Genomic DNA, 10,143 nt, shown 5'->3' with positions numbered 1-10,143 from the left:
GAACTCAGCCCTCGGGACCGAGCTCCCACGGATCGCGCCCCACGAACTCCGCGGCGGCGCGGAACACGGCGCTCTCGATCGAGATGCGCCGATGCGCGGCGTCGTCGTGGCCCGGAGGAAGCAGCCGCTCGATCGGGATCCGGTACAGCACGATCCTTCGGCTCCCGCGATCGATCGTCCACCGAGGGGCCTCCCCGGATCCGTCGTCGCCGATCGGCATCGCGCCGATCTCGAACCGCACATCCTCGAGTTCCGGCCACGTGCCGCGCAGGAACTCGACCGCGGTGCCGACGGAGAGGTCGAAGCGGTCGACGCGCCCGTCCAGTGGCGGAAGCGGCGGCCGCACGACCTCGCTGCGCCCGAGGCGTCCGTGCCTGCCGTGCCTGGCTCCACGGCGAGGCGCAGTGCGGGGAAGGCGACGACGGGGCATGACGAAAGTCTAGAGCTCTGGGCGCGGCATCCGCTCCGGAGGTCATCGGGAGGCCTAGCCTGGGGGAGATGGACGAACGACTCTGCTCGAAGGTCGGCTGCGCTCGCGAGGCGGTCGCCACGCTGACGTACGACTACGGCGACCAGATGGCCGCGCTCGGCCCGCTCGGCGGGTCCCGGCATCCGAACGCGCACGATCTGTGCGCCCAGCACGCCGACCGCCTGTCCGTGCCCAGCGGCTGGATCGTCGTCCGCCACGAGGCGCTCCGCGCCTGACCCTCGCTGACCGGGCGCGACGCGCCGCCGGTGTGAATATGTACCGGGAAAACAGTTTCCGGCTATTCTGTTCCGAAAGTGTGCCAGGGCGGCGCACGCGGAAAGGCATCTGCCGTGGTCGTCTGGCGTCGCTGGGTCCTCCCCATCCTCCTGCTCATCGTCTTCGGCGCCTGCGCCGCCGCGCTCGTGAAGTTGGCGTTCTTCCCTGATAGCTCGACCGCCGCGGCCGTTTCGCCGGAAGCGAGCGTCTCGGATCCCGTGATCCCGGTCGAGCGCGGCTCGGTCGTCAACGCGCTCGCCCTGCCGGGCAATGTCGCACGTGACGAGTCGTTCCCATTGCGCGGTGACGTCAACGGAACGGTGACGGCCGTGCATGTCGCGGACGGAGCGACGGTCGCCGCCGGACAGAAGCTGTTCACGATCAAACAGCTCGATCCGCAGAAGAACATCGACATCCTGGCGGGCGAGGCGGGGGAGATCACCGAGATCGCCCTGGTCAAGGGGCAGCTCACCGCAGTCGGCGAGCAGATCGCCACTCTCAGCCCGTCGCGGTACCACGTGCTCGCCACGGTCGACCCCGTGCAGCTCTACCGCCTGGTCGGCGCGCCGAGCGAGGCCACGGTCACGATCACCGGCGGGCCTGCGCCGTTCGTGTGCACCGGCGTTCGTGTCGAAGTCTCCGCGGAGGGGACCGCGAGCGTCCGCTGCGCCGTTCCCGCTGATCAGACCGTGTTCGCCGGGCTCCCGGCACAGCTCGACCTCGCACTCGGCCAGGTCGACGACGCGCTCGTCATCCCCGTCACGGCCGTCCAGGGCGGCTCCGGTTCCGGCGTGGTGTGGGTGGATGCCGGTGACGGCAGCGATCCTGAGGAGCGTCCGGTGACCCTCGGGGTCAACGACGGCACCATGGTCGAGGTCACGGAAGGACTCGCCGAGGGCGACAGCATCCGCCAGTTCGTTCCCGGGTTCGTCGCGCCGGTCGAAGAGGTCTGCTACGAGGTTTCGCCGGGCGTCGAGCAGTGCGAGAGCGGAACCAGCTGGTGACCCTCGTCGCGCTCGAAGACGTCACGAAGAGCGTCACGCTCGCGGATGACTCGAAGCTGGAGATCCTCCGCGGCATCAGTCTGGAAGTCGGCGCCGGCGATCACGTCTCGATCGTCGGGCGGTCGGGTTCCGGCAAATCGACTCTGCTGAACATCCTCGGGATGCTGGACGCGCCGACGAGCGGCTCGGTCTCGTTCGAGGGACGACCGGTGAAGAAGATGCGCACCGGCCGGCTCGACCGGCTGCGCGGGGCGAATGTCGGGTTCGTCTTCCAGCAGTTCAATCTGCTCGCCGGCCGCACAGCCCTCGAGAACGTCATGATGCCGCTCGGGCACGCGTCCGGCCGGCTGTTCTGGCGACGACGCGACATCGCCGCCGACATGCTCGACCGAGTCGGCCTCGGCCACCGGACCGATCAGATCGCCGACCGGCTTTCCGGCGGCGAGCAGCAGCGCGTCGCGATCGCGCGGGCGCTGGTGCGCCGACCGGTGCTCATCCTCGCCGACGAACCGACCGGTGCGCTCGACATCGACACCGGAGCATCCGTGATGGCGCTGCTGGACGAGGTGGCGACCGAGACCGACGCCGCGCTCGTCACGATCACGCACGACCTGCACGTCGCCGCAAGGGCGAGGCGACACTACCGACTGGATGCCGGGCTCCTCGCTCCTGCGGATCTCACGCGGGCGTTTCAGGCGTCGACGCTCGCCGAGTCGGTGCCGGGGGCCGAACCGCCGACCACCGAACAGTCGGTGGTTCCGGATGCCGAGCCCGTCGTGCACGCGCTGGCCGAAAGGGATCCGGCGTCGGCCAAGGAAGGGGTCGTCTCGTGACCGGGATCCTCGGAGCCCTCGCGGATGCCTGGGCCGAGATCCGCGTGCACAAGCTGCGCGTGCTGCTCAGCCTCATCGGCATCGCGGTTTCGGTGGCGGCGCTGACCGCGGTCGTCGCGATCAGCGAGTACCAGCAGCAGTACCAGGCCGAGCAGTCCGATCGCTGGGGCGGACGCGTCGCCACCATCGCGATCTCGGTCTACAGCGACACAGGAGCTGTGGATGCGGACGCGTTCGATGCGCGTTTCCAGGGCGTCAGCGAGCGGTTCGGCTTCTCGCACACGGCGCGCAATGTCCAGGGGATGACGCTTCCGGTGCAGATGCCGGAGGGAGTGGTCGAGACCCCTGCGCGACTGATCGATGCGGCCTTCCCGCAGATCCATCGGGAACAGCTGCTGGAAGGCCGGTCGTTGCGCGACGGCGACGTCGAGGCGCTCGCGCCGGCGGTCGTGATCAGCGAGCCGCTCTGGGACCGTCTCGGACGCGTCGCGCTGGCTCAGCATCCGGTGCTCACGGTCTCAGGGCCGGCCGGCGGGACCTATCAGATCGTCGGTGTGACGCCCCGCCAGGGGATCTGGGACGAAGAGCCGCGCATCGACGTGCTCTACGACGCCTACCGTGCGCGTGTGGACAGTCTGCCCGAGGGCATGATGCCGGTATACGAGGTGTGGGTCGGCGCCGATCAGGCCGCCGAGATCGGTCCGGTGCTCGCAATGGATCTGCGCGCCGGTCTCCCAGAGGGCGAGCAGGTCTCGGTCAATCGCACCGACTGGGCGTCGATGTCCGGCAGCGAGGAGGCCGCGCGCATCTTCGAGCTCATCACCGGCGGCATCGCCGTGCTGATCCTCGCCCTCGGCGCACTGAGCCTGATCAACATCCAGCTCGTTGCGATGCGGCAGCGGGTGCGCGAGATCGGTGTCCGCCGCGCGTTCGGCGCGACCGGCGGGCGGGTGTTCACGACCGTGCTGCTGGAGAGCCTGGTCGCCACGACCGTGGCCGGCATCATCGGCATCGCCATCGTCGTCGCGGTGCTGCGGTCGGACTGGATCGTCACGAGCATGTTCCAGGGCATGCAGGACGTTCCGCCGTTCCCGATGCGGGCCGCCGTGACCGGACTCATCGCCTCGGTCATCGTCGGCGCCGTGGCCGGATTCATCCCGGCGCTGGTGGCGCTGCGCGTCAAGGTGATCGACGCGATCCGGTTCTGAGTTCCCGTCCATCCTGCGTTTCCCCGTCGCCCGGGTCGTGGCGGAAGGAATGTAGGCGTGCGTTCCTGCGCCGCGATGGGACGACGGTGGCAGGGGATTGCCGGTTTCATGCCCTCAAACGCGGCAAATGTCTTCCACCCCGATCGGATGGCCGCGGTGACGGCATCGGCGTCAGCTGCGGCTCAGACGCCGATCGAACGCCCGGTCAGGCGCTCGGCGCGCGTGTCAGCGATCTGCAGCCCGTGCAGTTCGCGGCGGCGACGGACCACTGTGATCGCCGCGAGCACGTGCTCAGGGGCGGCCGTTGGACGAGGGGAGACGTGGTCGGCCGTCTCGGCCACGAGCTGCTCGGCGATGCGCGCACGGGCGTGCGGCATCATCTGCGGCGCGGTGCGCAAGAACTGCGAGATACGCCGGGCCAGGCGGTCGGGGAGGCGGGCGACGTCCGCGATCATCGCCCACTCGGCGAGCTCGACCGGCATCGCCGGTTCGTAAGGGATGAGCTTCGGCGTCCGCACGCGCTGGCTGTAGGTACCGGCGACGAGGTCGCCGAGCCGCTGCGAGCGCGCCGTGAACGCCCCGGTGAGGAGTGCGACCGAGCCGAAGGTCATGTAGATCTCGAGCACGCCGAGCAGTGCCCTGATGAACGCGTGGCGGAACCCGGCCGCACCGCCGTCCAACCGGACGATGCGTCCGCCGACGGCGAGCTTGCCCAGGCTGCGGCCCTTCAGAGACACCTCGATCGCGACAGGCACGACGACGAAGCACACGACCAGCGAGGTGACGTTGAGGATCCGATCCAGCGCCTCGTCGATGAAGCCGGCATCCAGCATCCAGATCCGCAGGAAGAGGAACAGGACGTACAGGGCGATCGACAGCAGCATGTCGATGACCGCGCCCATGACGCGCAGGAAGAACCCGATCGGCTGCACGTCGATCGCGACGGCCTCGCCGGAGAGGATCTCCTCGGCTGACTCGATCGGCGCGGACATGAGTACAGTAAATCAGGTGGATGCCGATGCACTCAGCGATGCGCGCCGGGCGGAGTGGGCTCGCCTGGACGAGCTGAGCCGAGCCCGGCTCGACGAGGGCGACAGCGTCGATGAGCTGATCGTGCGGTATCGCGCGGCATCCGCCGATCTGGCGGAGCTGAAGACGTCGGTGGGCGAGTCGCCGCAGAGCGCCTATCTCTCGACCATCCTCGCCAGGGCGCGGCTGCGTCTGACCGGAGCAGGCGACAATGTGCTGACCCAGATCACGCGGTTCTTCGTCGATCAGCTTCCCGCAGCGCTTTATCGGGTGCGCTGGACGACACTCGTCATCGCGATCGTCTTCATCGTCGTCACCGTCGGCACCGCGATGTGGATCTCCGCGGACCCGAACCTCGTCGCCACGCTCGGCACACCGGACTTCCTCGCCGAGTACGCCGACGAGAGCTTCACCGAGTACTACACCGAGAACCCGGCGGCCGTCTTCGCCGGGATGGTCTGGACGAACAACGCCTGGCTCGCGGCGCAGTGCGTGCTGTTCGGAATCACGGGCATCTGGCCGGTGTACGTCATGGTGCAGAACGCCGTCGGTCTCGGGGTATCGGGCGCCGTCATGGCCGCGCACGACCGCGCCGACATCATGGTGCTGTACATCCTCCCGCACGGGATGCTGGAGATGACGTGCCTCTTCGTCGCCGCAGCCGCAGGGCTGCACGTGTTCTGGGCCTGGGTGGCACCGGGGCACCGCACGCGGGGTGAGGCGCTCGCGCAGGAGGGGCGATCGCTCGCGACCGTGGCGATCGGGCTGATCTTCGCGCTGTTTCTGTCCGGCCTCGTCGAGGGCTTCGTGACGGGGTGGTGGCTGCCGTGGCCGGTCAAGATCGGCATCGGCGCGGCGGCGCTCGGCGTGTTCCTCATCTACATGCTCGTGATTGGCGGGCGTGCGCATCGCCGCGGTCAGACCGGCGACCTGCTGGAGTACGAGGCGGGGACGCCGCGGCTCGTCGCCGGGTGAGAACTGGGCCAGGACACGCGAAAGGGGCCGGTGCCGAAGCGCCGACCCCTCGGGCGTGAAGCGTCAGGCCTTCTTGGTGCCGTCGAACAGCGCCTTGTAGGCGAAGCCCGCGATGAGGGCGCCGACGATCGGGAACACGAGGAACACCCACAGCTGCGACAGCGGGCCGACGCCGCCGTAGATCGCCGCAGCGATCGAGCGGGCCGGGTTCACCGACGTGTTGTCCACCGGGATGCTGATCAGGTGGATGAGGGTCAGCGTGAGGCCGATCGCGAGTCCGGCGAACGGCGTGCCGCGCTTGGAGTGCGTGGTGCCGAGGATCACGAGCAGGAAGATCGCGGTCAGGATGACCTCGGCGATGATGGCCGAGCCCAGGCCGAATCCGCCGGGGGAGTGCTCACCGAAACCGTTGCTCGCGAAGCCGGCGTTCTGCGCGCCGGTCAGCCAGCCCTCGGGGCCGAACTGCCCGATCAGGAACAGCAGCGTCGACGCCACCGCGCCACCGACGACCTGGGCGACGATGTACGGCAGGACATCCTTCCAGCCGATGCGGCCGGCAGCCGCGGCACCCAGCGTGACGGCCGGGTTGAAGTGACCGCCCGAGATCGGGCCGAACGCGTACGCGCCGACGACGACCGTGAGACCGAACGCGAGTGCGACCGCGCTGTATACGGCAGCGTTCGGTGCGGGGTCGGTGTAGAGGTTGGAGGCGAACAGCGCAGTGCCGACGCCGCCGAAGACGAGGAGGAAGGTGCCGAATCCCTCGGCCGCGAGCTTCGCGCCGAGAGTGGGCACAGCCGACGTGGAATCACTCATGATCTGTGTCCTTTCGCATGCGCCGGCCAGCTGGTCCGGCGCACCACATGATTCCCCTGTTCACAGAGAACTCCCAGCAGGCGCGCCGAGCGTGTCGCGCGCCGTACTTTCTTGAATGAATCAAAACAAGTACGCTGGTGTCATGACGATGGCCCTGGACAACACCGACGACGCGATCCGCGCCGCAGGTCTCCGGGTCACCGATTCGCGGCGGGCCGTCTTCGATGCGCTGCGTGCGCATCCGCATGCGAGCGCCGATGAGATCCGCGACGCCGTGCAGCCCGTGCTGGATTCTCCCAGCCTGCAGTCCGTCTACAACGCACTGGGCGATTTCGCTGCCGCCGGACTCGTGCGCCGGATCGAGCCCGCCGGTCACCCGATGCTGTTCGAGCTGCGGGTCGATGACAACCACCACCACCTCGTCTGCACCCGCTGCGGCGCGGTCGAAGACGTCGACTGCGCGGTCGGGCACGCCCCCTGCCTCGTGCCGAACGACGCCCACGGCTACCGCATCGCCGTCGCCGAGGTCACGTACTGGGGCCTGTGCGCCTCGTGCGCGGACGAAGACTCCTGATCCTCCACCATTCCCTGCCCTCACATCGGAAGGACAACAATGACCGCTCACGAACAGGTCCCCGGTATCGGTGACGACGTCACCGCGATCGACCAGTCGAAGACCGTCACCGACGAGCCCGTCGAGCCGGGCGAGTCCGGGGCGTGCCCCGTCATCCACGCGCAGCCGCACCCGACGATGGGCTCGGCGAACCGCGTGTGGTGGCCGGAGCAGCTGAACCTCAAGATCCTCGCGAAGAACACCGCGGAGCGGAACCCGCTCGGGGTGGACTTCGACTACGCGGCCGCCTTCGAGGCGCTGGATCTGGATGCCGTCAAGAAGGACATCGAGGAGACCATTACCACGTCGCAGGCCTGGTGGCCCGCCGACTTCGGTCACTACGGTCCGCTGATGGTGCGCATGGCGTGGCACAGCGCGGGCACCTACCGCGTGACGGACGGTCGCGGCGGCGGCGGCACCGGTCAGCAGCGCTTCGCTCCGCTGAACAGCTGGCCGGACAACGTCGGCCTGGACAAGGCGCGCCGCATCCTCTGGCCCGTCAAGAAGAAGTACGGACAGTCGCTCAGCTGGGGCGACCTTATGATCCTCGCCGGCAACGTCGCGCTCGAGTCGATGGGCTTCGAGACCTTCGGCTTCGCCGGTGGACGCATCGATGCCTGGGAGCCGGACGACGACGTGTACTGGGGGCCCGAGACCACGTGGCTGGGCGACGAGCGCTACTCCGGTGACCGCGACCTCGAGCGTCCGCTCGCCGCAGTCCAGATGGGCCTGATCTACGTCAACCCGGAGGGCCCCAACGGCAACCCTGACCCGCTGCTGTCCGCACGCGATATCCGCGAGACCTTCGGACGCATGGCCATGGATGACGAGGAGACCGTGGCGCTGATCGCCGGCGGCCACACGTTCGGCAAGACCCACGGCGCCGCGCCCGACTCCAACCTCGAGGCGAACCCGGAGGCCGCCGGCCTCGAGCAGCAGGGTCTCGGCTGGAAGAACAACAACGGCACGGGCAAGGGCGACGACCAGATCACCAGCGGTCTCGAGGTCACCTGGACCTACCACCCGACGCGCTGGGACAACGAGTTCTTCCACATCCTGTACGCGTACGACTGGGAGCTGTTCCAAAGCCCGGCCGGTGCCAACCAGTGGCGTCCGAAGAACGGCGGCGGGGCCGACATGGTGCCGCTCGCGCACTCGGGCGGCCGCCGCGAGCCGCGCATGCTCACGAGCGACCTCGCGCTGCGCTTCGACCCGATCTACGGTCCGATCTCGGAGCGCTTCAAGGACGACCCTGACGCATTCGCCGACGCGTTCGCGCGTGCGTGGTTCAAGCTGACGCACCGCGACATGGGTCCGCGCGCCCGCTACATCGGCGCCGAGGTTCCGGCCGAGGAGCTCATCTGGCAGGACAACGTCCCGGCCGTCGACCACGCACTGATCTCGGACACGGACGCCGCGTCGCTCAAGGCCAAGGTGCTGGAGTCCGGTCTGTCGGTCGCCGACCTCGTCTCGGTCACGTGGGCCGCGGCATCCACCTTCCGCGGCAGTGACAAGCGCGGCGGCGTCAACGGCGCTCGCATCCGTCTCGCCCCGCAGAAGGACTGGGAGGTGAATGACCCGCAGCGGCTTGCTCGCGTCCTGAACGTGCTCGAGGGCATCCGCACCGAGTTCAACGACGCTCAGACCGGCGACGTGCGCGTCTCGCTGGCCGATCTGATCGTGCTCGCCGGAAACGCGGGTGTTGAGAAGGCTGCTCAGGATGCCGGTGTCGACGCGGTCGTGCCGTTCCACGCCGGTCGCACCGACGCCTCGCAGGAGCAGACGGACGTCGCATCGTTCGCGTTCCTCGAGCCCGCGGCCGACGGGTTCCGCAACTACGTTTCGAAGGATGTCGCGGCGATCCCCGCGGAGCACCTGCTGCTGGACAAGGCAAACCTGCTGACCCTGACCGCGCCGGAGCTCACCGTCCTCGTCGGCGGCCTGCGCGTGCTCGGTGCGAACTGGGATGGCTCGCAGTACGGCGTGTTCACCGAGACGTCCGGTGTGCTCACGAACGACTTCTTCGTGAACCTGCTCGACCTCGGCACCACCTGGAAGCCGCTCGACCCCGGCTCGCACGCGTTCGAGGGCCGTGTGGACGGCTCCGACGAGCTCGTCGGCCGCGGCACCCGCGTCGACCTGCTGTTCGGGTCGAACTCGGAGCTGCGCGCCATCGCCGAGGTCTATGCCTCGGACGACGCCAAGGAGAAGTTCGTGCGCGATTTCGTCGCCGCGTGGGGCAAGGTCACCGAGCTCGATCGCTTCGACCTCGTCTGACCCGGCTCTTCGAACGGCCCTCGCCTCGCAGCGGGGGCCGTTCGGCGTGTCGGGGCAGCGCGCCGTGGGGTTCCGGTCGCAGTTCGTGCCGCTTGTGAGCGGCCAGAGCGGCCTGAACTGCGACTGGAACCGCTTCTGCGCCGCGTTCGACGTGAAGTGCGATCGGAGAGGCGCATTGTGCGCGGGGTTTCGGCATCGTCAGCGCGACAGCGCCTGATGGATCCGCTCGATCAGTTCTGCTGACTTCGTGAAGAGCTCGCTGGTGACCTCGATCACGATCCATCCGGCTGCGCGCAGGGCGGCGATCCTCTCCACATCAGCGGCGTAGCTCGTTGAGTGGAGTCTCCCGTGGTACTCGATCGCCACCTTCAGGTGCGATATGCGAGGTCGACGCATCCGAGGAAGCGCCCGTGATCCTCGAAGACGTCCTGGTTGAGCGGGGGCTCCGGCAGACCCGCACGGACGATGCGCACGCGGATCTTCGACTCGCGCGGGGACCACGAGTCCTCGCGCATCAGCTCGACCGCTTCGCGCAGATTCTGGATGCCGGTGCGGCGGCGTGCGGCGACCGTTGCACGGAGGATCTCGTGTCCACAGGCTCCTCGCTCGGACACACTCGTCGCTGCATCCGCAATCGTGAGGA

The 10,143-nt window shown here is 68.7% G+C and carries 12 protein-coding genes; 7 read left to right on the top strand and 5 right to left on the bottom strand.

Annotation, left to right across the window (positions count from 1 at the left end; all coding sequences use genetic code 11):
• Positions 1 to 4 precede the first annotated feature (4 nt).
• Positions 5 to 346 carry a hypothetical protein gene (locus ACWAT3_RS15070; protein ID WP_460799757.1) on the bottom strand — a complete coding sequence of 114 codons (342 nt, stop codon included), beginning with the start codon at positions 344 to 346 and terminating at the stop codon, positions 5 to 7.
• A 152-nt stretch (positions 347 to 498) separates the two neighbouring features.
• On the opposite strand from ACWAT3_RS15070, the gene ACWAT3_RS15065 reads away from it, so the two are divergent.
• The 4 genes from ACWAT3_RS15065 to ACWAT3_RS15050 all read left to right on the top strand — a co-directional run bounded on the left by ACWAT3_RS15065 (position 499) and on the right by ACWAT3_RS15050 (position 3,790).
• The gene (locus ACWAT3_RS15065; protein WP_376177182.1) at positions 499 to 705 is read left to right on the top strand and encodes a DUF3499 family protein; all 207 of its coding nucleotides are present in this window, start codon (positions 499 to 501) and stop codon (positions 703 to 705) included.
• 114 nt (positions 706 to 819) lie between these two features.
• Entirely contained in the window at positions 820 to 1,749 is a 930-nt protein-coding gene (locus tag ACWAT3_RS15060) for an efflux RND transporter periplasmic adaptor subunit (protein ID WP_460799714.1), read from the top strand.
• Complete coding sequence (locus tag ACWAT3_RS15055) at positions 1,746 to 2,582, top strand: ABC transporter ATP-binding protein (RefSeq protein ID WP_460799712.1); 837 nt, start codon at positions 1,746 to 1,748, stop codon at positions 2,580 to 2,582. Before ACWAT3_RS15060 ends, ACWAT3_RS15055 begins: the two co-directional genes overlap by 4 nt.
• Positions 2,579 to 3,790 (top strand): ABC transporter permease, encoded by a 1,212-nt coding sequence (locus tag ACWAT3_RS15050; protein ID WP_460799710.1) that lies wholly within the window; start codon positions 2,579 to 2,581, stop codon positions 3,788 to 3,790. The genes ACWAT3_RS15055 and ACWAT3_RS15050 overlap by 4 nt, the downstream gene beginning before the upstream one ends.
• Positions 3,791 to 3,972: 182 nt before the next feature.
• Here the strand turns inward: ACWAT3_RS15050 and ACWAT3_RS15045 are convergent, their stop codons facing one another.
• Entirely contained in the window at positions 3,973 to 4,782 is an 810-nt protein-coding gene (locus tag ACWAT3_RS15045; protein ID WP_460799708.1) for an RDD family protein, read from the bottom strand.
• Positions 4,783 to 4,798: 16 nt separating this feature from the next.
• Between ACWAT3_RS15045 and ACWAT3_RS15040 the strand changes: the two genes are divergently transcribed.
• Complete coding sequence (locus ACWAT3_RS15040; protein WP_460799706.1) at positions 4,799 to 5,794, top strand: stage II sporulation protein M; 996 nt, start codon at positions 4,799 to 4,801, stop codon at positions 5,792 to 5,794.
• 63 nt (positions 5,795 to 5,857) lie between these two features.
• Here ACWAT3_RS15040 and aqpZ read toward each other — a convergent pair whose 3' ends face one another.
• Positions 5,858 to 6,610, bottom strand: a complete 753-nt coding sequence (gene aqpZ / locus ACWAT3_RS15035; protein WP_460799705.1) for an aquaporin Z — start codon at positions 6,608 to 6,610, stop codon at positions 5,858 to 5,860.
• 142 nt (positions 6,611 to 6,752) lie between these two features.
• Here aqpZ and ACWAT3_RS15030 point away from each other — a divergent pair, with 142 nt between their 5' ends.
• Positions 6,753 to 7,184, top strand: coding sequence for a Fur family transcriptional regulator (locus ACWAT3_RS15030; RefSeq protein ID WP_460799703.1), 432 nt, complete (start codon positions 6,753 to 6,755; stop codon positions 7,182 to 7,184).
• Positions 7,185 to 7,223: 39 nt separating this feature from the next.
• A complete protein-coding gene (katG, locus tag ACWAT3_RS15025; RefSeq protein WP_460799701.1) occupies positions 7,224 to 9,500 on the top strand; it encodes a catalase/peroxidase HPI in 2,277 nt (758 codons plus the stop codon).
• A 198-nt stretch (positions 9,501 to 9,698) separates the two neighbouring features.
• Here the strand turns inward: katG and ACWAT3_RS15020 are convergent, their stop codons facing one another.
• Both ACWAT3_RS15020 and ACWAT3_RS15015 read right to left on the bottom strand, forming a co-directional pair.
• Positions 9,699 to 9,866, bottom strand: coding sequence for a hypothetical protein (locus tag ACWAT3_RS15020; protein ID WP_460799699.1), 168 nt, complete (start codon positions 9,864 to 9,866; stop codon positions 9,699 to 9,701).
• 2 nt (positions 9,867 to 9,868) lie between these two features.
• Complete coding sequence (locus ACWAT3_RS15015; RefSeq protein WP_460799698.1) at positions 9,869 to 10,114, bottom strand: hypothetical protein; 246 nt, start codon at positions 10,112 to 10,114, stop codon at positions 9,869 to 9,871.
• Positions 10,115 to 10,143 lie beyond the last annotated feature (29 nt).

Source organism: Microbacterium sp. GXF0217 (assembly GCF_054798195.1).
The sequence above is the reverse complement of the archived record's forward strand: the minus strand, read 5'-3'. Positions and strand labels throughout refer to the sequence as shown.

What these genes read in the sequence shown, in the direction of transcription:
- ACWAT3_RS15030 (WP_460799703.1), top strand. Translation starts at nt 6,753, where the DNA reads ATGACGATGGCCCTGGACAACACCGACGACGCGATCCGCGCCGCAGGT.
- aqpZ (WP_460799705.1), bottom strand. Translation starts at nt 6,610, where the DNA reads ATGAGTGATTCCACGTCGGCTGTGCCCACTCTCGGCGCGAAGCTCGCG.
- ACWAT3_RS15065 (WP_376177182.1), top strand. Translation starts at nt 499, where the DNA reads ATGGACGAACGACTCTGCTCGAAGGTCGGCTGCGCTCGCGAGGCGGTC.
- ACWAT3_RS15045 (WP_460799708.1), bottom strand. Translation starts at nt 4,782, where the DNA reads ATGTCCGCGCCGATCGAGTCAGCCGAGGAGATCCTCTCCGGCGAGGCC.
- katG (WP_460799701.1), top strand. Translation starts at nt 7,224, where the DNA reads ATGACCGCTCACGAACAGGTCCCCGGTATCGGTGACGACGTCACCGCG.